Raw genomic sequence first — 24,940 nt, forward strand, 5'->3', positions numbered from 1 at the left:
CGTATCGCCGTTTCTTCTCTCCCGTCAAAACCGCGCTTCAACGGGAAAGAAGAGTCTGAACTTACGGTTTACCTGCCAGTCGAGACCTTTTCGAATCGATAAAACAGGTTCGGCTCACTCATAATATAAATGTTGCCAGCCTTATCCATCGACACGCCTTCAGGTTGCGGGATATCTTCCTCAAGACCATTTTCGCCCTGCGTTAATGACATCCGGCGCAGCACATTGCCGTTCAGGTCTATCTCTGTCAGGCTGCGTGACTCATCAGATAAGATCAGCAGATGTTCACCGTGGATGTGAAGGGCGGAGATATCGTCTACGTCCAGATTTTTAATCAGATCATCCAGTGGGACGATCTCAGAAAAATGAGTAAGGCCGCCGTCGCTTTGGGTTCGGTACAGCATGACCGGTTTACGTTCTTTGGCGAAATAGAGTTCATTTCGTCCGGCCATCCAGGCAATGCCTTCGATTCCCCGATTGCGCGCGTTCTCAAACAGGTCTGTTTCTATTTTTCTCACTGACCTGATGTCCAGATCCTGGCTGAGCTGGTAAACATACATCGCGGAGTCTGCTTCATCGACCAGTAAGTATGTCCCGTTACCCGCGTATTCGATTGATTCAGCATCTTTAATCCGATCTGCGATGCTTTTTCTGGCGAGTATTTCTCCATTTTTAGACAGTTTGAGGATGGTGGCGGGTCTGTTGAGGGTGGCGACAAAAACATCTTCTTCGGGCACGTAGCTCAGGGAGGATAAATTGTCGATCCCGGACAACGGTTTTTTGAAGTCCAGGGTGTAGCCGAATGCCGGTTCAGTCTGGTTGTCAGCGCGAGTGAATGCGAAAGCGGACGCCAGTAGTACAGCCAGCGCCAGACACAGGATCAGCCAGGAATATTTTCTCATGGGCGCTCCTGCATTCGGGGCGCGTGGTGGATGACCAAATGGCCGCTAATTGATTCAGACAACAACATCATAACTCTCCTTCAGGCTAGCGATCTTTTCGCCAGGCGTCGGCGGTGAGGGCTTCGCCGAAGTGTCCGGCGATCAAACGGCGGGTGAGTTCATGTAACGGAGAGGCGAGAACATCAGCAGTGCTGCCGCGTTCGACCACTTCGCCCTGGTGCATGACCAGCACCTGATCGCTGATGTGTTTCATCATCCCCAGATGCTGAGTGACGTAGATATACGAAATCCCCTGTTTTTCCTGGAGTTCCAGCATCAGGTTGATGAGCTGCGAGCGCATCGACATATCGAGCGAAGCCAGCGCTTCGTCGGCGATGATCACCTTCGGGCGTAAAATCAGGGCGCGGGCTAATCCCAGACGCTGTTTCTGCCCTGGCGCCAGCATGTGCGGATAATAGCTGACGTGGTCAGGGAGAAGGCCGACCATCCGCATGGTTTCAATAATCTGCTTACGTCGCTGCTCCGGTTCCAGATCGGTGTTCAACCGCAGCGGGAAATCCAGAATCTGCGAGATGCGCTGTCGCGGATTGAGTGACGTTGACGGGTCCTGAAAAATCATGCGGATGCGCTGGCTGCGAAACGAGTAGTCGCCGTATTTCAGCGGATGATCGTCAATCAGCAGTTCACCGCTGGTCGGCGCGATCATTCCTGCCAGCATTTTCGCCAGCGTGGATTTGCCGGAGCCATTCTCGCCAATAATGGCGAGCGTCTGGCGTTCGCGTAAGGTGAAGCTGAGCGGCTTTACCGCCTCGACGGTCTGACGCCGGAACCATCCTGTACGGTAGCGGAAGGTTTTACTCAGGTTACGCACTTCGAGCAGGGTTTCCACCATGTCACTCTTTCTCCATATTCAGCGGAAAATGACAGGCGTAGAGATGATTCTTCGCCCCGGTCAGACGCGGGGTTTCAATGCATTCTCGTTGAGCATACGGGCAACGCGGCCCCAGACGACAACCTATCGGTAATTGTTCCAGCAGCGGAATTGCCCCTGGCATAGTATTCAGGCGGCTTTTATGCGGCATGGCGCTGCCAAAATCCGGTATCGCGCGGATGAGCGCCTGAGTGTAAGGGTGGTGAGGCGTAGCCACCAGATCCTTACTGGGCGCAGTTTCAACCGTCTGCCCGCAATACAGAACGTTGATTTTGTCTGCCCACTGGCTGAGCATTTGCAGGTCATGGCTGATCAGCAAAATAGTGGTATTGCTGTTCTGGTTCAGGCGCGTCAGCAGGCGGAAAATCTGCGCCTGGGTGGTGGGTTCCATCGCGTTGGTCGGTTCGTCGGCAATCAGCAAGCGCGGTTGATTGGCGAGCGCAATGGCGATCATGACTTTCTGACATTCGCCATCCGTCAGCTCATACGGAAAACTGCGCATCGCGTCTTTGTGATCTTTAATGCCGACCCGGTGCAACAGTTCAATGGCACGGCGTTTTCGCCAGCCAATACGCTGCCACCAGCGACCTTTATAGGTCCAGGCGGGAATATTCTGCATCAGTTGACGGCCAATGCGCTCCGAAGGATCAAGGCACGACTGCGGTTCCTGAAAGATCATCGACACGTTATGGCCGACCAGTTTGCGGCGCTCGCGTGCGGAAAGACGCAGCAGGTCGATATCGTCAAAGCGCATACGGTCGGCGGTGACGCGCCAGTTGTCTTTCGCCACACCGCAAATGGCTTTCGCAATCAGGCTTTTCCCGGAGCCGGATTCGCCGACCAGTCCACGAATTTCCCCTTCATTTAACGTCATACTGACCCGATCTACGGCTTTAACCCAGTCTTCGCCGGTTTTAAATTCAATGGTCAGGTTACGGATATCCAGTAACGGCATTATTCCACCCCCGCGATAATCGCGCGCCGGATGCCGTCGCCAAGCAGGTTCACCAGCAGAACGCTGATCATAATTGCCGCGCCTGGTAACATTACCGTCCACGGCGCGACATATATCAGCTCCAGCGCGTCGCCAAGCATGGCGCCCCATTCAGGAGAAGGGAGTTGCGCGCCGAGGTCGAGAAAACCGAGCGCGGCGATATCGAGGATCGCCATCGATAACGCGCGGGTGATTTCGGTAATCAGACCGGCGGTAATATTGGGCAGAATGGCAAACCAGAGAATATTGAGCGTGGTGGCGCCATCAAGGCGCGCGGCGATCACATACTCTTTTTCCAGCTCGTCATGCACCATGCTGTAGACCGAGCGCACCATACGCGGCAGCAGTGCGAGCCAGACGGCAAACATTGCGTGACTCAGATGCGGCCCGGCAAAGGCAACAACGATAATCGCCAACAGCAACGACGGAATAGAGAGCAGGGTGTCCAGAATATGGTTGAGTACGGCGGAGCGTAAGCCGTGCGTAGCCCCGGCGACAACGCCCAGAATCAGGCCGCACAGCGTTGCCGCCAGCGTGACGATAAACGCGCCGCCGACGGTGGGCGCCGCGCCGCTCAGCAGGCGACTTAAAACGTCACGCCCCAGATCGTCCGTCCCCAGAAAAAACGAGACTTCGCCATAGCGCGACCAGGACGGCGGCAGCAACTGGTAGCCGAGGAACTGCTGATCGATGCCGTAGGGAGCAAACCAGCTGCCAAAAATACACAGCACCACCAGACCTGCGCAGCCGTAAAGACCGACCATCGCAGAAGCGTCGCCATAAAATTTGCGCCAGGCAGTGCGCAGCGTTCCCGGTGGGCGCTTTTCGCTGTACACACTATCGTAAGGCATACCATTCCTTATGTTTCAGAGGGTTAGCCATAGCACCCAAAATATCAGAGATCACGTTGACGATAATCACCAGCGAACCAACCACCATTACGCCTGCGGAAATAGCGGCGTAGTCCTGCTGGCGGATAGCGTTGATCAACCAGCGTCCCAGCCCCGGCCAGCTAAAGACCATCTCGGTGATCATCGCCAGCGTCAGCATGGTGGAAAACTGCAAGCCGAGACGCGGGATCACCGGCGGCAGCGCGTTGTGCAGCACATGCCGACGCAGAATCGTCAGCCGTGACAGACCGCGCGTCGCCGCTGCCTTCACGTAATTCTGGTCATACACTTCAATAGTGCTGATGCGCATCAGACGAATCACTTCCGTGGTGGGGGCGACGGCCAGCGTCAGCACCGGCAATACCATGTGGCGCACTGCGCTCATCACCATCTCATCGCGCCAGGGCGAGTCGGAAAGCCAGGCATCAATAATGGCGAAACCGGTGACCGGCTTCACTTCGTAAAGCAGATCAAAACGACCTGATACCGGCAGCCAGCCGAGCGTGAGCGAGAAAAACAGCGTCAACAGCAGCGCCAGCCAGAAGACCGGAATCGAAAATCCCACTAAGGCGAGGGCGCTGATGAAACGGTCTGGCCATTTATTCCGCGTTACGCCTGCCAGCATCCCCACCGGGATTCCGACCATCAGGGCAAAGCCGAAGGCGAGAATACACAGCTCCATCGTGGCGGGAAAAACCTCTTTGAGCTGTTCAGAGATCAGCTGGCCGTTAATGCTGGAAACGCCAAAATCCCAGTGGATCAGGCTGTTAAACCAGAAAACCCAGGCGTTCCACAACGATGCGCCCTGTAATGGCGCATGGGGCGTGAAATAGCTCAGGCTAAAGCCGATAAAGGTCAGAAAGAACAGCGTGACCAACAGCAGCAGAAACCGACGCAGGGTGAAAATAATCATGGTTTTTTCACCTCATCTTCTTTTTCCCGCGAAACACCGGCAAACGAGGCGTTACCAAAGGGACTTAAAACCAGCCCTTTAATATCATAGCGATAAGCCTGTAAACGCAGCGAGGAGGCGAGCGGCAGTATCGGCAGCTCTTTTGCCAGAATATTTTGCGCTTCATCATACGCGTCAATACGCGCCGCAAGCTGCTGGGACGAGAGCGCTTTTCGCAGAATGCCGTCAAACTCAGGATGGCACCAGTGTGCAAAGTTGGTTTGTGAGTTAATGGCGGCGCAGCTCAGCAACGGCCTGAAGAAACTGTCTGGATCGTTACTGTCGGTTGCCCAACCGGACAACGTCAGATCATGGTTCATGTCCATCAACCGTGCCTCCTGGAAACGACCTTCTACCGGAACAATCACCACTTTTACGCCGACCTGCGCCATATCCGCCTGGATCAGCTCGGCGGTTTTCAGTGGGCTGGGGTTCCAGGCCTGGGAACTGGTCGGCACCCACAGCTGTAGCGTTAAGTTTTCCAGCCCCAGCGCTTTCAACTGCTCGCGGGATTTAGCCGGATTGTATTCTGTAATTTTAGCCTCGTTGTCATAGGCCCACGAGGCGCGCGGCAAAATAGAGGCGGCGGTTTCCGCTGTACCGTAGTAGATCGACTGCATAAGCCGCTGGTTGTTGATCGACAACGCCAGCGCATGGCGTACGGCGGGATTATTCAGCGGCGGCTTATCGGTATTAAAGGCCAGGTAGGCGATGTTCATACCGGGGCGCAGCGTCAAACGCAGGCGCGGATCGTCGCGCAGAATCGTGAGCTGACTGGCGGCGGGCCAGGCCAGCACATCGCATTCGCCGGTGAGCAATTTCGATAAACGGCCTGTGCCGCCGGAGCCTAAGTCAACCACCACCTGCGGCATCAGCGGTTTACCACGCCAGAATCCCTCATGACGTTGCAGACGAATATATTGTCCGGCGCGATATTCCGAGAGCTGGAACGGGCCGGTGCCGACCGGCTGGCGGTCAATCAGTTCCGGGTGATCCTGCTTTGTCAGCTGCGCCGCATATTCCGCTGACATGACCGACGCATAGTGCGTCGCCAGATGCCATAAGAAGGAGGCGTCTGGTTGGGTCAGGCGAAATTCGACGATATTGTTGTCCAGCTTACGCACGCTCTGGACGTTATCGGCAAACTGCAAACTGTCGAAATAGGGAAAGCTGCCGCCGTTAACGTTATGCCAGGGATGTTTGCGATCAAAAATGCGCTCGAAGGTAAACACCACGTCATCCGCGTTCAGCTTGCGGGTAGGGGTGAACCAGGCGGTCTTCTGGAAAGAGACGTTGCGACGCAGGTGGAAACGGTAGGTCGCGCCGTTGTCCAGCACTTCCCAGCTTTCTGCCAGTTCCGGCACCAGACGATAAGTATAAGGGTCCACATCCAGCAGTCTGTCATACAGCTGGGCGGCAAGCGTATCAACGATCAGGCCGCTGCTCGCTTTTTGTGGATTGAAGGTGTTGACCTGCCCACTGACGCAATAGACAAAGCCGCTGTCGCGAATATCAGCGTGCGTAGTCGGTTCAGGCGCAGCCGCAGCCTGACCACTCAGGAGTCCAGCCATCACGATCAGAGACGATAAAACCAGGCGCATAATTTTTAAGGTTTTTAGATTCGATCTGCAAAGTGTATCGCACTTCGGCCTGCCAGGTAAAAATGACTGCGGACAACTGGCGTAAATGTACACAATTGCGATGAAGGAATCGTCATACTGGTTGAATAAACACCAAAGGAAATGCCCGTTCAGTTAAGTTACGGGCTTTGATACATGATTACTTCAGGCTTACGTTTCGCAATATTTTCTGGCCTGCGACAGATTGTACTTTCCAGGTACCGTTTTCTTTCACCATGCAGTCTATTACGGTGTGTTTCTGTTCAGCGCCGAAAGAGACATAGACCTGTGTACATACGGGATCTAAGTCTGATGAGACGATCTCTATTTGCTGCCAGTCATCGTCAAAATCCTGGGCTTTGATGAACATATCAGAATCGGGTACATCTTCGGAGTCTGGGTCTGCTGTATTTGAGGCCTTTAACGCAGCAATGGTGTTTGCTGTAACGTAGGGCTGGAGTCCCTCATAATCAGCCAGTGGATTTTTCTCCTGTATTAGCTGGGATATGTACCAGCGATTAAATGTTAAAGCTGTAGCTTCGGGTCCGCCGGGAGACAACGCCGCAAAAGCAGAAGAGCTGATTAACAAGCCAGCCAGAATGGAATGTTTCATATCAGTCACGCCTGTAAAGTTGATAAGCTGGCTCTGCTTTACTCCATGTAGATCCAGGGTACATGCTGTGCTGCTTGTAATCTGAATACCAGGTCCCACGCCCATCATAAATACACGCGTGCCCTGACGGATGCCCTGGGATTGGTTGAATCACTGCGACATCACCCTCCCTGGGTGCGCCGGACACCGGGCGAAAACCAGCAGCGTATAAATTTGATGCCATATCTTTCGCGTGATGAGTGTTGTGCAGGTTTGCTCCTCCAGCACGAATTGCATTTGATACGAAATGTGCACATTTTTTTTGGCTTGAACTTCCCGCATGTCTGCGTGCGTATTCTACGGCTGCGTGTTTATCCCAATTCATAGCATTTCCCTTGTATGCAAAATCGTTGGGTATAACATTACGCTGGAAATTCAATCACCTTTGTAATTATTTTTATTATGTTATTAACCAATATCGAAATTAATTATAAAGAAAACCTAATTAATTCACTTAACATATTACCCCCACAGAATGAGAACAACTGTCCCGGGCATGAGCGCTAAATCTGATGTTTTTTGAGCAATGCGCGCAACTGGTGGTAGGTCAGACCCAGCAATTCTGCTGCCCGTTTTTGATTAAATTTCGCCTGTTGCAGGCTGATTTGCAGAAAGTCTTTCTCCTGCTGTTGCTGAAATTCGCGTAAATCCAGCGGCAATGATGGCGCAGAAACGGGTGTTTCCGGCGGCGTCGGTTCGGGAATGTCACGTTTAAACGGGTCGATGATAATTTCATCTAACGGATAATCGCTGCTGCCATGCCGATAAACCGAACGCTCAACCACGTTTTTCAGCTCACGAATATTTCCCGGCCAGCGGTACTGAAGCAGGGTTTCTCTCGCCCGCGCGGTAAAACCCGGGAAGAGGGGCAGATGAATCTCACGGCACATCTGAATGGCAAAGTGTTCGGCCATTAACATGATGTCGCTTTGACGCTGGCGTAAAGGGGGAAGCTGCACGACGTCGAAAGCGAGCCGGTCCAGCAGATCGGCGCGAAATGTCCCTTCGCTCACCATTTGCGGCAAATCGGCATTTGTCGCGCAGACCAGACGCACATTAACCTGCAACGGCTGGCTGCCGCCGACGCGCTCCAGCTCGCCGTATTCGATCACCCGCAGCAGTTTTTCCTGAACCAGCATGGGAGCGGTCGCCAGCTCATCCAAAAAGAGCGTACCGCCATCGGCGCGTTCAAAGCGCCCGGGATGACGTTTTTGCGCGCCGGTAAATGCGCCTGCCTCATGACCAAATAACTCGGAGTCGAGCAGGTTTTCATTGAGCGCGGCGCAGTTAAGGGAAATGAACGGCCCTTGCCAGCGCGTTGAGAGAAAATGCAGTCGGTTGGCGATCAGCTCTTTCCCTGTTCCGCGTTCGCCAATGATAAGCACGGGTTTATCCAGCGGCGCCAGATGGGAAACCTGCTCCAGCACTTCAAGAAAGCTGTTGGCTTCGCCGAGAAGGTTATCTTTGTATTCTGCCATGATGAGATTCACCACTTGTTAGTGTTATTCACCACTTTAGCCTATTTCTCTCGTGAGGTAAAATCGTACATTGTTTTAATAATCAATATATTAAAAAGTTGGCACGCAGATTGTATTAACTCTGTAGCAGGGCATAGCCCGATATCAGAACATACCGTGTGAGGATTGAATTATGGGTATTTTTTCTCGTTTTGCCGACATCGTGAACGCCAACATTAATGCGCTGCTGGAAAAAGCGGAAGATCCGCAAAAGCTGGTGCGCCTGATGATTCAGGAAATGGAAGATACGCTGGTGGAAGTCCGTTCTAATTCCGCGCGCGCGCTGGCAGAAAAGAAACAGTTATCCCGTCGCATTGAGCAGGCCGCCGCGCAACAGGCGGAGTGGCAGGAGAAAGCCGAGCTGGCCCTGCGTAAAGATAAAGAGGATCTGGCGCGCGCCGCGCTGATTGAGAAACAAAAACTGACGGATTTGATCGCCACCCTCGATCAGGAAGCGGCACTGGTTGACGACACGCTGGTGCGGATGAAGAAAGAGATTGGCGAGCTGGAAAATAAACTCAGTGAAACCCGTGCCCGTCAGCAGGCATTGACGTTGCGCCACCAGGCGGCAAGCTCTTCCCGTGATGTTCGTCGTCAACTGGACAGCGGCAAACTGGATGAGGCTATGGCGCGTTTTGAATCGTTTGAACGCCGTATCGATCAGATGGAGGCGGAAGCGGAAAGCCAAAACTTTGGCAAGCAGAGAACCCTGGATCAGCAGTTTGCCGATCTGAAAGCAGATGATGAAATCAGCGAACAACTGGCGCAATTGAAAGCCAAAATGAAGCAAGATAACCAATAATAATACCTGGCGGCGCCCGAACGCGCCGCCGCTCATCACCTGTAAGGAGCACTCATGAGCGCGTTATTTCTGGCCATACCGTTAACCATTTTCGTGCTGTTCGTGTTACCGATTTGGTTATGGCTGCATTACAGCAACCGTTCCGGTCGGGGTGAACTGTCGCAAAGCGAACAGCAACGTTTAATGCAGCTAACCGACGAAGCGCAACGCATGCGCGAGCGTATTCAGGCGCTGGAAGCCATTCTTGACGCCGAACATCCGAACTGGAGGGATCGCTAATGGGAGGAATTAACCTGAACAAGAAATTATGGCGTATGCCGCAGCAGGGGATGGTGCGAGGGGTGTGTGCCGGTATCGCGCAGTACCTTGATGTACCGGTGAAACTGGTGCGTATCCTGGTGGTGTTGTCGATCTTCTTTGGTCTGGCATTTTTCACCCTGGTGGCTTACATCATTCTCTCTTTTGTACTGGACCCGATGCCGGACAGCATGGCAACGGGCGAGCAACAGCCTTCCAGCGGTGAACTGTTAGATGCGGTGGATCGTGAACTGGCCGCAGGCGAAAAACGTTTACGCGAAATGGAGCGCTATGTGACCTCTGATACCTTCACGTTACGCAGCCGCTTCCGTCAATTGTAAGAGGACAGAGATGAATACTCGCTGGCAACGCGCCGGGCAAAAGGTGAAGCCGGGCTTTAAACTTGCAGGGAAGCTGGTTCTCCTGACCGCGTTACGCTACGGTCCCGCAGGCGTAGCGGGGTGGGCGGTGAAATCCGTGGCCCGGCGCCCGCTGAAGATGTTGCTGGCGTTGGCGCTTGAGCCTTTACTGAGCCGGGCAGCGGCTAAATTATCCCGGCGTTATGGGCGATAAGAAGATGCGGGAAATATTTTCTTAAGGCCATGTGTACAGGATGATGAAATCCTGATCATCAGTAAGAACGATAACAGGTGTACTTTTCTGCTTGTGGCGGCGTAAACGGCGTCGCCATAAATACCTCAGAGAGTTGATAATTAATAATCAGCCCCTATCTTTATTTCCTGCTCGTTATACTTTTTATGGACTCTTCAGGCACAACAGGATGGCGATGAAGCGACTCAAAAACGAACTTAACTCGCTGGTTAATCGCGGTGTAGACAGGCATTTACGTCTGGCCGTTACCGGACTTAGCCGCAGTGGAAAAACCGCGTTTATCACTGCGATGGTTAACCAACTGCTCAACATCCATGCCGGATCGCGACTGCCGCTGCTAAGCGCGGTGCGTGAGGAGCGTTTGCTGGGCGTGAAACGTGTTCCACAACGTGATTTTGGCATTCCGCGTTTTACCTACGATGAAGGGCTGGCCCAGCTTTATGGCCAGCCACCTGCCTGGCCGACGCCAACGCGCGGCGTGAGCGAAATCTGTCTCGCGTTACGCTATAAATCCAATGATTCTTTACTGCGCCATTTTAAAGACACCTCAACGTTATACCTGGAGATTGTCGATTATCCCGGCGAATGGCTGCTCGACTTGCCGATGCTGGCGCAGGATTACCTGAGCTGGTCCCGGCAAATGACCGGCTTACTGCAAGGGCAGCGGGGCGAATGGTCGGCCAAATGGCGTCAGCTATGCCAGGGGCTGGACCCGCTGGCGTCTGCTGATGAAAATCGCCTGGCGGAGATCGCCGCGGCCTGGACGGCGTATCTGCACCAATGTAAACAGCAAGGGCTGCACTTTATTCAGCCTGGTCGCTTTGTGCTGCCGGGTGATATGGCGGGCGCGCCTGCGTTGCAGTTTTTCCCGTGGCCGGATGTGGATGCGCATGGCGAATCGATACTGGCGCAGGCGGATAAACACACCAACGCCGGAATGTTGCGTGAACGCTTTAATTACTACTGTGAAAAAGTGGTGAAAGGGTTCTATAAAAACCATTTCCTGCGGTTTGATCGCCAGATTGTACTGGTGGATTGCCTGCAACCGTTGAACAGCGGGCCGCAGGCGTTCAACGATATGCGTCTGGCGCTGACGCAATTGATGCAGAGTTTCCACTATGGTCAGCGAACGCTATTTCGCCGACTCTTTTCCCCGGTGATTGATAAACTGCTGTTTGCGGCGACCAAGGCAGACCATGTGACTGTCGATCAACATGCCAATATGGTCTCTTTGCTCCAGCAACTGATTCAGGATGCCTGGCAAAACGCGGCGTTTGAAGGCATCAGCATGGATTGTCTGGGACTGGCGTCCGTACAGGCGACGACCAGTGGATTGATCGACGTGAATGGTGAAAAGATCCCGGCTTTACGCGGTAACCGCTTAAGCGACGGTACGCCGTTAACGGTGTACCCCGGCGAAGTGCCCGCACGCCTGCCGGGACAAGCGTTCTGGGACAGTCAGGGTTTTCAGTTTGAAGCGTTTCGCCCGCAGGTGATGGATGTGGACAAACCATTGCCGCACATTCGTCTGGATACCGCGCTGGAATTTTTAATAGGAGACAAATTGCGATGAGCGAACCGTTAAAACCGCGTATCGATTTCGCAGGTCCACTGGAGGTGGAGCAAAACCAGACGCTTAAAACGCAACAGACCTTCAGCGAGACGCAGGCGCAGACCTTTGCCCCCGCGCAGGTGGATGAACCTCTGGAAGACGAGGGACAAGCGGAAGCGGTCATTGATGCCGCGCTGCGCCCGAAACGCAGTTTGTGGCGCAAGATGGTGATGGGGGGACTGGCGTTGTTTGGCGTCAGCGTTGTGGGCCAGGGCGTGCAATGGACCATGAACGCATGGCAAACCCAGGACTGGGTGGCGCTGGGCGGTTGTGCCGCCGGGGCGTTGATCATTGGCGCAGGCGTTGGCTCGGTCGCGACAGAATGGCGTCGGTTATGGCGATTACGCCAGCGGGCGCATGAACGGGATGAAGCGCGCGACCTGTTGCACAGCCACGGTACGGGAAAGGGCCGTGCGTTTTGCGAAAAGCTGGCGCAGCAGGCCGGTATCGATCAATCTCACCCGGCGTTGCAGCGCTGGTATGCTTCGATTCACGAAACGCAAAATGATCGGGAAGTGGTCAGCTTATACGCTCAACTGGTGCAACCGGTGCTGGATGCCCAGGCGCGACGTGAAATCAGCCGTTCGGCCGCCGAATCCACGTTAATGATCGCCGTCAGCCCGCTGGCGTTGGTGGATATGGCATTTATCGCCTGGCGAAATTTGCGGCTGATCAATCGCATTGCGACGCTGTATGGCATTGAACTGGGGTATTACAGCCGTCTGCGCCTGTTTCGTCTGGTGTTGCTCAATATTGCGTTTGCGGGCGCCAGCGAGCTGGTGCGTGAAGTCGGGATGGACTGGATGTCGCAGGATCTGGCGGCGCGTTTGTCTGCCCGTGCGGCGCAGGGTATTGGCGCCGGGCTGTTAACCGCTCGTCTGGGCATTAAAGCGATGGAGCTGTGTCGTCCCTTACCGTGGATCGACGATGATAAGCCGCGTCTGGGGGATTTTCGTCGCCAGCTTATCGTTCAGGTCAAAGAGACCTTGCAGAAAAGCAAAACCCCGCGCGAAAATTGATCGCTGGAAGGGCGCTGACCGTATAACTTTACGGCCCGGCGCCCAATTTTCCGTCATGCTGTCAATAATTGTTGACAGAATCCTTCCTGCTAATCGAATACTGGCTTATCATCTATCTAATAGCTCATTGTTTTAGGTGAAAGTTCCCATGCGTCTGGAAGTCTTTTGTGAAGACCGTCTTGGTCTGACCCGCGAGTTACTCGATTTGCTGGTGCTTCGTAGCATTGATTTACGCGGTATTGAGATTGACCCCATCGGGCGAATTTACCTTAATTTTGCTGAACTGGAGTTCACCAACTTCAGCAGCCTGATGGCGGAGATCCGCCGCATTTCCGGCGTAACCGATGTCCGTACGGTGCCGTGGATGCCGTCTGAACGCGAGCATCTGGCGCTGAGCGCACTGCTCGAAGCGTTGCCGGAACCCGTCCTCTCTCTGGATATGAAAAGTAAAATAGAGATGGCGAACCCCGCGAGCTGTCAGCTTTTTGCACAAAATCAGGAGCGTATGCGCAATCACACTGCCGCGCAGTTGATCAACGGCTTCAACTTCCAGCGTTGGCTGGAGAGCAACCCGCAGGTCTCTCACAACGAGCATGTGGTGATTAATGGGCAGAACTTCCTGATGGAGATTACCCCGGTTCATTTGCAAGGGGAAAATGACGAGTACATGCTCACGGGCGCTGTCGTTATGTTACGTTCCACCATCCGAATGGGGCGTCAGTTGCAGAATTTGACGACCCAGGATTTGAGCGCGTTTAGCCAGATTATCGCCGTCAGCGCGAAAATGAAGCATGTCGTAGAGCAGGCTCGTAAGCTGGCTACGCTGAGCGCGCCACTGCTGATTACCGGCGATACCGGAACCGGTAAAGATCTCTTCGCCCATGCCTGTCACCTGGCAAGCCCGCGTGCGGCAAAACCGTATCTGGCATTGAACTGCGCCTCCATTCCTGAAGATGCGGTTGAAAGCGAACTGTTTGGTCATGCGCCGGAAGGTAAAAAAGGCTTCTTTGAACAGGCTAACGGGGGTTCGGTGCTGCTGGATGAGATTGGTGAGATGTCGCCACGCATGCAGACCAAATTGCTGCGTTTTCTTAACGACGGCACTTTCCGTCGCGTTGGCGAGGATCATGAGGTTCACGTTGATGTCCGGGTGATCTGCGCCACGCAGAAGAATCTGGTGGAGCTGGTGCAAAAAGGGTTGTTCCGCGAGGATCTCTACTACCGTCTGAATGTGCTGACGCTCAATCTGCCGCCGCTGCGTGATTGCCCGCAGGATATCATGCCGCTCACTGAACTTTTCGTGGCGCGTTTTGCCGATGAGCAGGGCGTGCCGCGTCCAAAACTCTCTGCCGATCTCAGCACCGTATTAACCCGTTATGGCTGGCCGGGCAACGTGCGCCAGCTTAAAAACGCCATCTACCGGGCGCTGACGCAGCTTGAAGGGTACGAATTACGTCCGCAGGATATCTTGCTGCCGGATTACGACGCCACGACCGTTGCCGTTGGTGAAGATGCGATGGAAGGCTCGCTGGATGAGATCACCAGCCGTTTTGAACGCTCCGTGCTGACGCAGCTTTATCGCAATTATCCGAGCACGCGCAAACTGGCGAAACGCCTGGGCGTCTCACATACCGCGATTGCCAATAAGTTACGTGAATACGGTTTGAATCAGAAGAAAAGCGAAGAGTAATTAATGAATAGAAGAACACCCGACAGTTATTGCTGTTGGGTGTTTTTTTATATCAGAATAAATAAATTTGCATCATAATTCTTAAGTTTTTACGCTTTTTTCCTATTTTTTAAAACACCATTTCATGTGCGATGTTTTTTTGTGATCTTAATTCAATTTTGCTACATATCTTGCGAATAATGTAACCCTCTCAAAACAGGAGGGTGTATGAATAAAAATGATAGTGCTGAAAAGAACAGGCGTAAAATTTATATTACGCTCAGTCTCTTTATCCTGGTCTACTTCTTCTCATGGAAAGCGACACTTGATACTTATTCTTTTTGGCTATCAGAAAAGATAGGCCTTGATGGTGTTGCGATTGGTATTGTTTTTGCCGCAAACGGCTTTTGTGCGGTACTAATCAAACCTGTATATGGGTTTCTTATCGATCGGCTAGGGTTAAGGAAAGATCTGTTATTCTTTATCTCGCTTATCTCGATAACCGTTTTCCCCTTTTTCTTTTATATATACAAACCACTATTGCAGTCTGCGTTGTATGCTGGTATTGCGTTGGGCGGTATATTTTTAAGTATGGGATACTACGCAGGGTGTGCAGCCGCAGAATCATACCTTGATCGCTTTGGCCGTTTGTTTGATCTTGAGTTTGGTCAAATCCGCATGTGGGGCGCGATTGGTTCTGTATTCTCTGCTGCAAGTACAGGCTATATTTTTAATATTAACCCAATGATCAATTTCGGGTTAAGTTCCGCAGGTGCGCTGATAATTCTTATTATTGTTTTTACGATGAAGATCGAAGTCAATGAAGAGGTAAAAAATCGCATCATTGCTAAAGATAAAGCGACAATATACGATATTATAGCATTATTTAGCACACGCAATTTCTGGACGTTTGTTTTATATGTTTGTGGTGTTGTGTGGATTATTTTTGTCGCAGAACAACAATATCCACGTTTCTTTATCACATTTTATGCCAGTAAAGAAATCGGGCATCAAATGTTTGGTTATCTTGGTGCTGCCAGTCTGGGAGTAGAGTTTCTGTTCATGATGATTGCACCTGGCATTGTCAACCGTCTGGGGCCAAAAACCGGCTTGCTGATTACAGGCTTTGTTGTGGCCGCTAGATTTATTGGTTCTGGTTTGGTTACAAGTGCAATAACAATTGGAATTATCAAATTGTCGTGGGGGATAGAAATGTCATTCCTGTTGGTTTCAATTTTCAAATATCTGGAAATTAACTTTGATAAAAAAGTAAATGGTTCAATGTATTTATTAGGCTATCAAAGCGTTAACTATATCGGAACAGTTATCTTGTCGCCGTTGAGTGGTTACTTGTATGAGCGATTAGGTTTTTCACATACATATTTTATGATGGGATGTACAGTATTGTTTTTCACTATTATATCCGCATTTCTTCTTCAAAATAACAAACGAACAGAACCAGTCATTGCGGAGAATGCGCATGCTTGAGCGTAATATGCTTAGAGAAAATATCATTGATAAATTATACGACGTGCTGGATAGTGTCGTGAACAGAACGATTAACAAAGAGCAAAGTTTTGGTGTTGTACTGACGCTGGATGATGATCCCTACGCTAGCGGTAAGTTTGCTTTGGCCCTGAGTTTTCTGATTGAGCGTTTCCCGGCACGCGCTGACCAGTGGTCTGGAGTATGGCATGAGCTGGTTAAAGCACCCAGTGAAAACTGGGGGAAATATTACTTCTTGCAGGCGCTGTGGAAACTGCACTGTTTGGGGTTGCTGAATACTATTTTTAGCGATCAGCAATTGCAAAGGCTTACTGAAAAACTTCGCTGGCAAGAACTGGTGGATGAGGAATCGTGGAAATTAAACCCACCTTTTCCAACTAATTATTATGGTGTCGCATTTAGCATCGCCCGATTGCGCTTTTTACTTGGTTGGGAGACGCAATTTGCATCACAAAAAATCCTCCAGCAACTTGTCGAACATTATCGTACCTATTCGCAACATGGATGTGTGGATGAAACTGAGGGAAAAGGGCGCTTTGACCGTTATAGCATATTGCTGATTGCGGAAATTTGCCAACGACATATTGATACCGGGTTAGAGATATGCGACTGGCTCAAAGACGCATTGCGACAAGTGTCGACACTGATACTGGCAATGTTGAATGATGAGGGTGTCGGGTTCCTGTGGGGAAGATCAATTGGCGCGTATGGTGATAGTGCATTTAATGAAATTCTGACTATCAGTATGCGACTTGGTTTGTTGGATCGACAAGAATGCGCGGCGGCTAGCAGATTTACGCTTGCCTGTAGCGAACGTTTTTTAAACTTTTGGTATGACTCAAATGAACAGAGTGTGAATCTATGGTTTTATGGGAGACAAACAGACGCGTATCGGGCTGAGCATAGACTGGTTGGTGAAAATATCAGTTTGTCTTGTCAGCATCTTTGTGTGCAGCGAGCCTGGGCTGATGTCTCCTTTGATGCAACGCCTTTCGTGTTACCAGAGCAAACGCTTAAATTTACGCCATTTTGCAATGACAAATATACTAGAGGTCTATTCCATTGGTATGACGGCAAGCGGTTATTTGTTTTACCATTAATTAACGGTGATAAACATTATTTCGCCACATCTCCCTATTTCCCGGTTCCCTTTTCTGCCGGACTGATTACTGGCGTAGCTCAGGGACATGCGCCGCTTTGGGTGCCTGGATTAGTGGACTCTCGTGGCTGTATACTGCGACCATTAGTGTGGTTTGGTGACTGTGGTTACCAGAAGACGAAGAATGGTTGGGAAATTGAAATTAATTATTCCGCACTTAACGTAGTAATGGAAAATGGGGTTCTGCTATCAGAACCGAAAAAGGATTACTCTTGTCAGTGTCGTACCCGTTATTTTATTGAACCCTCGACTTTGACCAGAGTGGATACATTTTCTTTTTTAAAACATAGCGAGATGTATCTCGAACTACAATGTGCCGTCTTTCCAGAAAAAATGCGTATGATACATTCGGCGGATAGTTTACATATAGATTATGAAAGTAATGGTATTCAATCTCTCGAATTAAATGGATTTGAAGACTATTGTGTGGAAAGAACAGCATTGTGTAGTCCTTATGGCGCATTAGGACAACAGATTACAGGAAGGAGAGATGTTTCTGGTGCTAAAGATGTGACTGTCAGTTGGCAAATATGTTATTGCTAAAATTTAACACCACAATAATATCGTGGATGATAATTATCTATATTAGATTATTAGCCGGAGTGCTTTTTATGTCTATGTCAAAAAAATGCCTGTTCACAGGTGCGGTTATTTTTTTCTCTTTTACGCCTTTTGTACATGCAGTTCAGTTTGATGTGCGTGGTGGGTATAATATAGAAAACCACAGTTATGAGTCCCGATTTAAAGTCAGCAATAGCTGGAGCAGTGGTTGGTGGGCCAGTATGGAAACCGATAGCAATAATGGTTCACCTTCATTAGATGATATGACTTCCTCTTATAATGAGATGGAGACTAACTATACCTGGCATATTAATGACCGTTTCGCTCTGGTACCTGGTGGTGTTATTCATTGGAGTAATAGTGGTACGCAGTTACGTCCTTATATTCGACTGAATTACAAAATATCTGAACGCTTTTCAAGTGGTATCCGCTATCGTCTTGATCATCATAATTATGATGTCGTCGATAATACTGGTGATACTATTCACGACAATGAGCACCGTATAGATTTGTTTCTCGGTTATAAAATAAACCAGGACTGGAATTTTATGTGGCAGGGAACGGCATATATGCATCAAGATCCAGATCTGGAATATAATAACGGGAAACGTTGGGCGACAGAAAATGCATTCACTATAAAGTATCGGTGGAATGAATATTTTAGCCCTTATTTCGAATATGATTATCTTGATGAGCAAAGTAACTATAAAGGCGAGAAGGGTAAACCTGACTCGCGTATTCGTGTGGGGGTTACCTTTAATTTATAAATAAAAGCAAGAAATTGCGAAAAATGAAGGATTTTATTTAAATAATGCGATAAATTTTCACCGAAATGGCTAAAGTTTAATTTTTAAAACAGGAATTATATGAATAGTCAGTGCGGTTCTGGAAAATTAGCGACACTATTGGAAGTGCTTGAAATTGGTGAGTCGGCGATCGCTTTTAACAGGATGAAAACTATATCTGCCGATTATTATCACTTCCATGAATGTGCGGAAATTCTGTTTGTAACGCAAGGTGTAGGGATCGCCGTTGTGGAACATAAGCAGTACACCGTTAAGCCTGGTCGGTTATTTGTTTTTCCGCCAGGCCGCGTTCATAAAATTTATGTGGAGCATGATTTACACAATCAATATCATCGTACAACCTTACATTTCAGTAGCGCAATGTTGCTGCCATTTTTTCGTGATTTTCCGCGTCAGCAGATACAATTTCGCCAACTTAGCAGTTATGGTGAAGAGGTGAGGATCTTTGATGTTTCAGAAATACAAAACTTTATTGAAGCGCTATTCTTTCGTTTTGAACAGCTGAGTTCAAAAAATGTACTAACAATTAATGATAGTGCTTTTTTACTTCTGCAACTTATCGGTCTTTTGCCTGAACATGATCAGCAACAGGCTTCGCTTTCGGGGATAAATACATTCTCTGCATCAATTATCCGCTGGATTGAGGATCATTTTAAGGAGAATTGTTCACTGGAGATATTGGCTACGGTATCTGGTTGTTCGGAAGGGCATGCTTCCAGGCGTTTTCGCAAGGAGACCGGAGGAACCATTCAGGAATATGTGGTTATGCGAAGGATTCGCCATGCATGCGAATTGCTGGTGCATACTTCTCTTACGGTCAGAGAGGTGGGTTTAGAATCGGGATTTGCAGAATATGCCTGGTTCATAACCAGCTTCAGACGATTGATGGGAAAAACACCGCTTCAGTACCGCAGATCCTACAGTTTAAGGAGATAATGATAACGGTAACTTGTCCAGCTAATATTGAGCTGGACAAGAATGAATCATTACGCTTTCAGCACGTCCAGCGCAGCAGCATAGTCAGGTTCGTTGGTGATTTCGTTCACCAACTGGCTGAAAATGACGTTGTCGTTTTCATCAATGACCACCACGGCACGCGCCGCCAGACCTTTCAGCGGGCCTTCAGTGATTTCAACGCCGTAGTCTTTCAGGAAGTCAGGATTACGCAGAGTGGAAAGGGTAATGACGTTGCTCAGACCTTCCGCGCCGCAGAAACGAGACTGGGCGAACGGCAGATCCGCAGAAACGCACAGTACGACGGTGTTGTCGATTTCTGTCGCCAGTTGGTTAAACTTACGTACCGATGCCGCACAAACGCCGGTATCAATACTTGGGAAAATATTCAGCACCTTGCGCTTGCCTGCAAACTGAGCCAGTGTGACGTCAGACAGATCTTTTGCCACGAGGGTAAAAGCCTGTGCTTTGCTACCAGCTTGAGGAATGGTGTTGGCGACGGCGACTGGATTGCCCTGGAAATGAACGGTTTGTGACATGGTTATCTTCCTGTTTACATATAGTTAACGTCGTGGCTAGTTTATGCCATCAGCAGTTAACACGGCAAACGCTATTTGTGTTTAATCCACCGCCACGCATCTGCAACGTGAAAAACGGCGAGAAAAGGAGAACCAATGAGATCTGTTAAGGTGTATGAGGAGGCCTGGCCGCTGCACACGCCCTTTGTGATTGCCCGGGGAAGTCGTACCGAAGCGCATGTTGTGGTCGTGGAGCTGGAGGAAGAGGGCGTAAAAGGCGTAGGGGAATGTACGCCTTATCCACGTTATGGCGAAAGCGATGCCTCGGTGCTGGCGCAGATCATGAGTATCGCGCCGCAACTGGAACAGGGGCTGACCCGCGAAGCACTACAAAAATTGCTGCCTGCCGGCGCGGCCAGAAATGCGGTCGATTGCGCGCTGTGGGATCTGAGCGCTCGCCAGCAGCAGCAAACGCTGGCGGAGTTTGTGGCCGTTGAATTGCCCGCTACGCTGACAACAGCACAGACTGTCGTGATCGGTACGCCTGAACAGATGGCGGCCAGCGCGGCGGCACTGTGGGAAAAAGGGGCGAAACTGCTCAAAATTAAGCTGGACGATCGCCTGATCAGCGAACGAATGGTCGCGATTCGCTCAGTCGTGCCTGATGCGACGCTAATTGTGGATGCAAACGAGTCCTGGCGTACAGAGGGGCTGGCGGCGCGATGCCAGCTGCTGGCGGATTTAGGCGTCGCGATGCTGGAACAACCGTTACCTGCGCAGGATGACGCCGCGCTGGAAAATTTTGTTCATCCGCTCCCTATTTGCGCGGATGAAAGTTGCCATACCCGCAGTAGCCTGAAAGCGTTACAGGGGCGCTACGATATGGTCAATATCAAACTGGATAAAACCGGTGGTCTGACGGAAGCGCTGGCGCTGGCCGCCGAAGCCAGAGAACAGGGTTTTGGGCTGATGCTGGGATGTATGCTGTGTACCTCCAGGGCCATCAGCGCAGCGTTGCCGCTGGCCCCACAGGTGCGTTTTGCTGACCTCGATGGCCCCACCTGGCTGGCGGTGGATGTCGAGCCCGCTTTACGGTTTACGACCGGGCAACTTCATCTTTAGGGTGCCAGCGCAGCAGAGTAGACATCGCCATCAGATACTTTTCGCTGGCCTCATCGGATGAGATCGGCGGGAACTCTGCGGTAATACAGTGCAGATTGAGGTCGGCGCACCAGCTTCCAAACGAACCGGGCGTTTCGTAACCTACGCTGGAGACCAGCGGCAGTTCGAATGCCCGGGCCAGCCATTCGCCTAACTCGCTATGTCTGGGATCTTCAATACAGGCTAGAGGATCGTGAAAGGAGACCACCCAGGCAGGATGCACCCGGTGTATCAGTTGACACAGCGCCTGGGTTTCGGGTTCAGACCCCGGATGTTCGCCGGTAAGCAGCACCACATCGCGCTCCTCGGCGCTGCTGTTCCAGCGATAAACCGTCTCACCCGCTTTCCAGTTCGCCGCCGGAAAATTACGGTTCAAATCGACGCCATTGGCATTGGCGCGCAGACCAAGCTGGCAACCGTCCGGGTTCACCGCCAGCACCACATGATGACGGCGGAGTGAAGGATTCAGCGTACGCAGCGCACACGAGAGCGTAACCACCGACGCGTTCTCATCGCCGTGCGTTCCGGCCAGAATCAGGCCGCTTTCGCGATCGGCAGCCGGAGCCGGAAACCAGATCAACGGCGCTCCCAGCAATGAACGCCCATAATGTTCGGTTCCTGGCGGAAATGCGCCGCGCTCGGCACGAGGACGGGTAACGGTCATAAGTGTCTCTGAATGCTGTTGTTATTACTCGCAGTGTTGTGCAAATTGTCCAGATAATCAAATCGTTTTCACGCGTTGCGCGCGCTATGCAATATCCTCTATCTGGCTTCCTGGAAGCGGATGCGTATATCGGGTTAATATCAACTTTCTGTAGGAAGACGTTTGCATTTCCTTCATGCGAAACAAATAATTACGCAGTCATCTAACTTCATCATTTAAGGGCATCTTATGAAGCACTCTGTTTCAGTTACCTGTTGTGCGCTGTTGATTAGCAGCGTCTCCCTGACACACGCTGCGGATGTTCCCGGCGGAACGGTACTGGCAGAGAAGCAAGAACTGGTCCGCCATATTAAAGATGAACCGGCGTCGTTAGATCCGGCAAAAGCAGTTGGGCTGCCGGAGATTCAGGTCATTCGCGATTTGTTTGAAGGTCTGGTGAATCAGAACGAGAAAGGGGAAATCATTCCTGGCGTCGCTACGCGCTGGAAGACCAATGATAACCGGATCTGGACGTTTACCCTGCGCAATAACGCAAAGTGGTCGGACGGCACTCCGGTGACCGCGCAGGATTTTGTCTACAGCTGGCAACGTCTGGTTGATCCGAAAACCCTGTCACCGTTTGCCTGGTTTGCCGCCCTTGCTGGCATTAATAACGCCCAGGCGATTATTGATGGTAAAGCGTCGCCGGATACGCTTGGGGTTAGCGCCGTGGACGCCCGCACGCTAAAAATACAGCTGGATAAACCGCTGCCGTGGTTTGTTAACCTGACTGCCAACTTTGCTTTTTACCCGGTACAGAAAGCCAATGTAGAAAGCGGTAAAGACTGGACGAAGCCCGGAAACCTGATCGGCAATGGCGCCTATGTGTTGAATGATCGCGTGGTCAACGAAAAACTGGTGGTGGTGCCCAATACCCACTACTGGGACAATGCGAAGACGGTGCTGCAAAAAGTGACTTTCCTGCCAATTAATCAGGAGTCGTCAGCGACTAAACGTTATCTGGCTGGTGATATTGATATCACCGAATCTTTCCCGAAAAATCTGTATCAGAAGTTGCTGAAGGATATACCGGGGCAGGTTTACACACCGCCGCAGTTGGGCACCTATTATTATGCGTTTAACACCCAAAAAGGCCCGACGGCGGATTCCCGCGTTCGTCTGGCGCTGAGCATGACGATTGATCGCCGCATCATGGCGGAAAAAGTATTAGGAACCGGGGAGAAACCGGCCTGGCGCTTCACCCCGGACGTGACGGCAGGCTTTACTCCCGATCCTTCGCCATTTGAACAAATGAGCCAGGAAGAACTCAATGCTCAGGCGAAAACGTTATTGCTTGCGGCTGGCTATGGCCCGCAGAAACCGCTCAAGTTGACGCTGTTATATAACACATCTGAAAATCATCAGAAAATCGCGATTGCGGTCGCCTCGATGTGGAAAAAGAATCTGGGCGTAGAGGTGAAGCTGCAAAACCAGGAATGGAAAACCTATATCGACAGCCGCAACACCGGTAATTTTGATGTTATCCGCGCCTCCTGGGTGGGGGACTACAATGAGCCGTCTACTTTCCTGTCATTGTTAACCTCGACCCATACGGGCAATATCTCGCGCTTCAATAACCCGGCCTACGATAAAATCATGACGCAGGCGACAGTAGAAAATACGGCGAAGGCGCGCAATGCGGACTATAACGCGGCAGAGAAAATCCTGATGGAACAGGCGCCGATTGCGCCGATTTACCAGTACACCAACGGACGTTTGATCAAACCGTGGCTGAAAGGTTATCCCATTAATAACCCGGAAGACGTGGCGTATAGCCGGACAATGTATATTGTGAAGCACGACAAATAATATGCGGCAGTGAGCGAAAAGACGCGGTATTCCGCGTCTTTTTTAATTTGCGGATTGCGGTGACGCGGCGTTATCCAGATAAAGCGTCTGGCTTGGAAACGCAAAATCTGCGCCGTTCGCCTGAACAATGTCGATAATCTTCAGGTAAACATCCTGCTGAACCGCAAGCCAGGCTTCCCATTCGGTGGTTTTGCTAAAGCAATAGACCATGATATTCAGCGATGATTCGCCAAATTCATTGAAATAGACCAGCAGTGTCTGGTGCTGATCGATATCAGGGTGGTTTTGCAGCATCGTTCTGACCGCATCAACAATAACGCCTGTTTTACTGGCATCCTGATAACGTAACCCGATCACCGTTTTAATGCGTCGGTTGGTCATCCTGCCGGGATTCTCCACGCTAATGGCGGAGAAAATCGAATTCGGCACATATAAAGGGCGGTGGTCGAAGGTGTTAATTTTGGTCATTCGCCAGCCGATTTCAGTCACAGTGCCTTCAATATTTCTGTCCGGGGAACGAACCCAGTCGCCAATGCTAAAGGGGCGATCAAAATAGAGCATAATCCCCGAGAAAAAGTTGCTCAGAATGTCCTTACCCGCCATCCCAACAGCGATGCCGCCAATGCCGCCAAAAGTCAGCAACCCGGACAGACTCATGCCAAAGTGTTCGCCATAGAGTAAAACGATGGCGATAATAATGGTGATCTTAATAATGCGAGACAGGATCTTCGCACTGGTGACGTCTCTGCCTTTACCGATCTGTGATTTTTCAAAGCGGTTGATGAGTAAAAACAGTTTTATTGTCAGAATCAGCGCAATCAGAGATGTGCAGATAAAATCGACGGCATTTGGAGAGATGAATTTCAGATCGTAGTTTTCAATAACATTATTGGCGATACTGCCCAGCGTGCCGATGATAAGGGCATAAACGAAGAACTGCACGGCATGAAATATAAATCCTTTTCTTCTTTTCTCGCCACGACGAAACACAATACTCATCAGAAGTAAGGCGGCGCCACTGCCAAAAATTATTGCCAGATTAAACGCGTTTTTGAAAAAAAATTCTGCAATCATTTTGGTCTGTCACTACCCCGTATGGTTGATATAACGCTAAAAGATTCTGAGGTGCAGATATTTTATCCGCTTCGAATGCGCTGGTCATTGATCAAAAAGAATAAGACGTAGCGCATTTTCAGACAGGGACGCGCGATGTGAATATTATGTCACGACTTGTGTGGCAGACAACGGGGGATTGTCATGGTATTGTTACGCGCAAGTAACAGGGCTTTCATCTG

General features: G+C 50.7%; 24 protein-coding genes. 13 read left to right on the top strand and 11 right to left on the bottom strand.

What is annotated here, in order from left to right; translation table 11 throughout:
• Window positions 1–68: 68 nt before the first annotated feature.
• The 8 genes from CKO_RS05910 to pspF form a co-directional block, all read right to left on the bottom strand.
• The gene (locus CKO_RS05910) at window positions 69–902 is read right to left on the bottom strand and encodes an SdiA-regulated domain-containing protein (protein WP_012132255.1); all 834 of its coding nucleotides are present in this window, start codon (window positions 900–902) and stop codon (window positions 69–71) included.
• An 85-nt stretch (window positions 903–987) separates the two neighbouring features.
• On the bottom strand, window positions 988–1,794 hold the full coding sequence (gene sapF / locus CKO_RS05915; protein WP_012132256.1) for a peptide ABC transporter ATP-binding protein SapF: 807 nt from the start codon (window positions 1,792–1,794) through the stop codon (window positions 988–990).
• 1 nt (window position 1,795) lies between these two features.
• Window positions 1,796–2,788 (bottom strand): peptide ABC transporter ATP-binding protein SapD, encoded by a 993-nt coding sequence (gene sapD / locus CKO_RS05920; protein ID WP_012132257.1) that lies wholly within the window; start codon window positions 2,786–2,788, stop codon window positions 1,796–1,798.
• Entirely contained in the window at window positions 2,788–3,678 is an 891-nt protein-coding gene (sapC, locus tag CKO_RS05925) for a peptide ABC transporter permease SapC (protein WP_012132258.1), read from the bottom strand. Before sapC ends, sapD begins: the two co-directional genes overlap by 1 nt.
• Window positions 3,665–4,630, bottom strand: coding sequence for a peptide ABC transporter permease SapB (gene sapB, locus CKO_RS05930; RefSeq protein WP_012132259.1), 966 nt, complete (start codon window positions 4,628–4,630; stop codon window positions 3,665–3,667). The genes sapC and sapB overlap by 14 nt, the downstream gene beginning before the upstream one ends.
• Window positions 4,627–6,270 (bottom strand): ABC transporter substrate-binding protein SapA, encoded by a 1,644-nt coding sequence (gene sapA / locus CKO_RS05935; RefSeq protein ID WP_012132260.1) that lies wholly within the window; start codon window positions 6,268–6,270, stop codon window positions 4,627–4,629. The genes sapB and sapA overlap by 4 nt, the downstream gene beginning before the upstream one ends.
• Before the next feature lie 178 nt (window positions 6,271–6,448).
• Window positions 6,449–6,901 (bottom strand): DUF3828 domain-containing protein, encoded by a 453-nt coding sequence (locus tag CKO_RS05940; RefSeq protein ID WP_024130307.1) that lies wholly within the window; start codon window positions 6,899–6,901, stop codon window positions 6,449–6,451.
• 542 nt (window positions 6,902–7,443) lie between these two features.
• On the bottom strand, window positions 7,444–8,418 hold the full coding sequence (gene pspF / locus CKO_RS05945) for a phage shock protein operon transcriptional activator (RefSeq protein WP_012132264.1): 975 nt from the start codon (window positions 8,416–8,418) through the stop codon (window positions 7,444–7,446).
• 172 nt (window positions 8,419–8,590) lie between these two features.
• Between pspF and pspA the strand changes: the two genes are divergently transcribed.
• From pspA to CKO_RS06000, 11 genes are all read left to right on the top strand, one after another.
• Window positions 8,591–9,259 carry a phage shock protein PspA gene (pspA, locus tag CKO_RS05950; protein ID WP_012132265.1) on the top strand — a complete coding sequence of 223 codons (669 nt, stop codon included), beginning with the start codon at window positions 8,591–8,593 and terminating at the stop codon, window positions 9,257–9,259.
• Between the two features lie 54 nt (window positions 9,260–9,313).
• A complete protein-coding gene (pspB, locus tag CKO_RS05955) occupies window positions 9,314–9,538 on the top strand; it encodes an envelope stress response membrane protein PspB (protein ID WP_012132266.1) in 225 nt (74 codons plus the stop codon).
• On the top strand, window positions 9,538–9,897 hold the full coding sequence (pspC, locus tag CKO_RS05960; protein WP_012132267.1) for an envelope stress response membrane protein PspC: 360 nt from the start codon (window positions 9,538–9,540) through the stop codon (window positions 9,895–9,897). The genes pspB and pspC overlap by 1 nt, the downstream gene beginning before the upstream one ends.
• A gap of 10 nt (window positions 9,898–9,907) precedes the next feature.
• Complete coding sequence (gene pspD, locus CKO_RS05965; protein WP_012132268.1) at window positions 9,908–10,129, top strand: phage shock protein PspD; 222 nt, start codon at window positions 9,908–9,910, stop codon at window positions 10,127–10,129.
• Window positions 10,130–10,343: 214 nt separating this feature from the next.
• Complete coding sequence (locus tag CKO_RS05970) at window positions 10,344–11,741, top strand: YcjX family GTP-binding protein (RefSeq protein WP_024130309.1); 1,398 nt, start codon at window positions 10,344–10,346, stop codon at window positions 11,739–11,741.
• Entirely contained in the window at window positions 11,738–12,799 is a 1,062-nt protein-coding gene (locus tag CKO_RS05975) for a YcjF family protein (RefSeq protein ID WP_012132270.1), read from the top strand. The genes CKO_RS05970 and CKO_RS05975 overlap by 4 nt, the downstream gene beginning before the upstream one ends.
• Window positions 12,800–12,947: 148 nt before the next feature.
• Window positions 12,948–14,489 carry a transcriptional regulator TyrR gene (tyrR, locus tag CKO_RS05980; RefSeq protein WP_012132271.1) on the top strand — a complete coding sequence of 514 codons (1,542 nt, stop codon included), beginning with the start codon at window positions 12,948–12,950 and terminating at the stop codon, window positions 14,487–14,489.
• Window positions 14,490–14,696: 207 nt separating this feature from the next.
• On the top strand, window positions 14,697–15,956 hold the full coding sequence (locus CKO_RS05985) for an oligosaccharide MFS transporter (protein ID WP_012132272.1): 1,260 nt from the start codon (window positions 14,697–14,699) through the stop codon (window positions 15,954–15,956).
• Window positions 15,949–17,676, top strand: coding sequence for a hypothetical protein (locus CKO_RS05990; protein ID WP_024130310.1), 1,728 nt, complete (start codon window positions 15,949–15,951; stop codon window positions 17,674–17,676). The genes CKO_RS05985 and CKO_RS05990 overlap by 8 nt, the downstream gene beginning before the upstream one ends.
• A gap of 68 nt (window positions 17,677–17,744) precedes the next feature.
• Window positions 17,745–18,461 (top strand): oligogalacturonate-specific porin KdgM family protein, encoded by a 717-nt coding sequence (locus CKO_RS05995; protein ID WP_232626236.1) that lies wholly within the window; start codon window positions 17,745–17,747, stop codon window positions 18,459–18,461.
• Between the two features lie 99 nt (window positions 18,462–18,560).
• Complete coding sequence (locus CKO_RS06000; RefSeq protein WP_012132275.1) at window positions 18,561–19,436, top strand: AraC family transcriptional regulator; 876 nt, start codon at window positions 18,561–18,563, stop codon at window positions 19,434–19,436.
• Between the two features lie 50 nt (window positions 19,437–19,486).
• Here CKO_RS06000 and tpx read toward each other — a convergent pair whose 3' ends face one another.
• On the bottom strand, window positions 19,487–19,993 hold the full coding sequence (tpx, locus tag CKO_RS06005; protein WP_012132276.1) for a thiol peroxidase: 507 nt from the start codon (window positions 19,991–19,993) through the stop codon (window positions 19,487–19,489).
• Between the two features lie 135 nt (window positions 19,994–20,128).
• Here tpx and ycjG point away from each other — a divergent pair, with 135 nt between their 5' ends.
• Entirely contained in the window at window positions 20,129–21,094 is a 966-nt protein-coding gene (gene ycjG, locus CKO_RS06010) for an L-Ala-D/L-Glu epimerase (RefSeq protein ID WP_012132278.1), read from the top strand.
• Here ycjG and mpaA read toward each other — a convergent pair.
• Complete coding sequence (gene mpaA / locus CKO_RS06015; RefSeq protein WP_012132279.1) at window positions 21,069–21,797, bottom strand: murein tripeptide amidase MpaA; 729 nt, start codon at window positions 21,795–21,797, stop codon at window positions 21,069–21,071. The genes ycjG and mpaA overlap by 26 nt on opposite strands.
• Window positions 21,798–22,025: 228 nt before the next feature.
• Here mpaA and CKO_RS06020 point away from each other — a divergent pair, with 228 nt between their 5' ends.
• Window positions 22,026–23,645: a peptide ABC transporter substrate-binding protein gene (locus CKO_RS06020; RefSeq protein ID WP_012132280.1), complete on the top strand. Its 1,620-nt coding sequence runs from the start codon at window positions 22,026–22,028 to the stop codon at window positions 23,643–23,645.
• A 42-nt stretch (window positions 23,646–23,687) separates the two neighbouring features.
• Here CKO_RS06020 and CKO_RS06025 read toward each other — a convergent pair whose 3' ends face one another.
• Window positions 23,688–24,719 (bottom strand): mechanosensitive ion channel family protein, encoded by a 1,032-nt coding sequence (locus tag CKO_RS06025; protein WP_012132281.1) that lies wholly within the window; start codon window positions 24,717–24,719, stop codon window positions 23,688–23,690.
• Window positions 24,720–24,940: the final 221 nt, after the last annotated feature.

The organism is Citrobacter koseri ATCC BAA-895 (assembly GCF_000018045.1).
Lineage (GTDB): Bacteria > Pseudomonadota > Gammaproteobacteria > Enterobacterales > Enterobacteriaceae > Citrobacter_B > Citrobacter_B koseri.

What these genes read in the sequence shown, in the direction of transcription:
- mpaA (WP_012132279.1), bottom strand. Translation starts at nt 21,797, where the DNA reads ATGACCGTTACCCGTCCTCGTGCCGAGCGCGGCGCATTTCCGCCAGGA.
- sapD (WP_012132257.1), bottom strand. Translation starts at nt 2,788, where the DNA reads ATGCCGTTACTGGATATCCGTAACCTGACCATTGAATTTAAAACCGGC.
- CKO_RS05990 (WP_024130310.1), top strand. Translation starts at nt 15,949, where the DNA reads ATGCTTGAGCGTAATATGCTTAGAGAAAATATCATTGATAAATTATAC.
- pspB (WP_012132266.1), top strand. Translation starts at nt 9,314, where the DNA reads ATGAGCGCGTTATTTCTGGCCATACCGTTAACCATTTTCGTGCTGTTC.
- pspC (WP_012132267.1), top strand. Translation starts at nt 9,538, where the DNA reads ATGGGAGGAATTAACCTGAACAAGAAATTATGGCGTATGCCGCAGCAG.
- CKO_RS05940 (WP_024130307.1), bottom strand. Translation starts at nt 6,901, where the DNA reads ATGAAACATTCCATTCTGGCTGGCTTGTTAATCAGCTCTTCTGCTTTT.
- CKO_RS05970 (WP_024130309.1), top strand. Translation starts at nt 10,344, where the DNA reads ATGAAGCGACTCAAAAACGAACTTAACTCGCTGGTTAATCGCGGTGTA.
- sapF (WP_012132256.1), bottom strand. Translation starts at nt 1,794, where the DNA reads ATGGTGGAAACCCTGCTCGAAGTGCGTAACCTGAGTAAAACCTTCCGC.
- sapC (WP_012132258.1), bottom strand. Translation starts at nt 3,678, where the DNA reads ATGCCTTACGATAGTGTGTACAGCGAAAAGCGCCCACCGGGAACGCTG.
- pspD (WP_012132268.1), top strand. Translation starts at nt 9,908, where the DNA reads ATGAATACTCGCTGGCAACGCGCCGGGCAAAAGGTGAAGCCGGGCTTT.
- pspF (WP_012132264.1), bottom strand. Translation starts at nt 8,418, where the DNA reads ATGGCAGAATACAAAGATAACCTTCTCGGCGAAGCCAACAGCTTTCTT.
- ycjG (WP_012132278.1), top strand. Translation starts at nt 20,129, where the DNA reads ATGAGATCTGTTAAGGTGTATGAGGAGGCCTGGCCGCTGCACACGCCC.
- tpx (WP_012132276.1), bottom strand. Translation starts at nt 19,993, where the DNA reads ATGTCACAAACCGTTCATTTCCAGGGCAATCCAGTCGCCGTCGCCAAC.
- CKO_RS06020 (WP_012132280.1), top strand. Translation starts at nt 22,026, where the DNA reads ATGAAGCACTCTGTTTCAGTTACCTGTTGTGCGCTGTTGATTAGCAGC.
- CKO_RS05975 (WP_012132270.1), top strand. Translation starts at nt 11,738, where the DNA reads ATGAGCGAACCGTTAAAACCGCGTATCGATTTCGCAGGTCCACTGGAG.
- sapB (WP_012132259.1), bottom strand. Translation starts at nt 4,630, where the DNA reads ATGATTATTTTCACCCTGCGTCGGTTTCTGCTGCTGTTGGTCACGCTG.
- sapA (WP_012132260.1), bottom strand. Translation starts at nt 6,270, where the DNA reads ATGCGCCTGGTTTTATCGTCTCTGATCGTGATGGCTGGACTCCTGAGT.
- CKO_RS05995 (WP_232626236.1), top strand. Translation starts at nt 17,745, where the DNA reads ATGTCTATGTCAAAAAAATGCCTGTTCACAGGTGCGGTTATTTTTTTC.
- CKO_RS06025 (WP_012132281.1), bottom strand. Translation starts at nt 24,719, where the DNA reads ATGATTGCAGAATTTTTTTTCAAAAACGCGTTTAATCTGGCAATAATT.
- CKO_RS05910 (WP_012132255.1), bottom strand. Translation starts at nt 902, where the DNA reads ATGAGAAAATATTCCTGGCTGATCCTGTGTCTGGCGCTGGCTGTACTA.
- CKO_RS06000 (WP_012132275.1), top strand. Translation starts at nt 18,561, where the DNA reads ATGAATAGTCAGTGCGGTTCTGGAAAATTAGCGACACTATTGGAAGTG.
- CKO_RS05985 (WP_012132272.1), top strand. Translation starts at nt 14,697, where the DNA reads ATGAATAAAAATGATAGTGCTGAAAAGAACAGGCGTAAAATTTATATT.
- pspA (WP_012132265.1), top strand. Translation starts at nt 8,591, where the DNA reads ATGGGTATTTTTTCTCGTTTTGCCGACATCGTGAACGCCAACATTAAT.
- tyrR (WP_012132271.1), top strand. Translation starts at nt 12,948, where the DNA reads ATGCGTCTGGAAGTCTTTTGTGAAGACCGTCTTGGTCTGACCCGCGAG.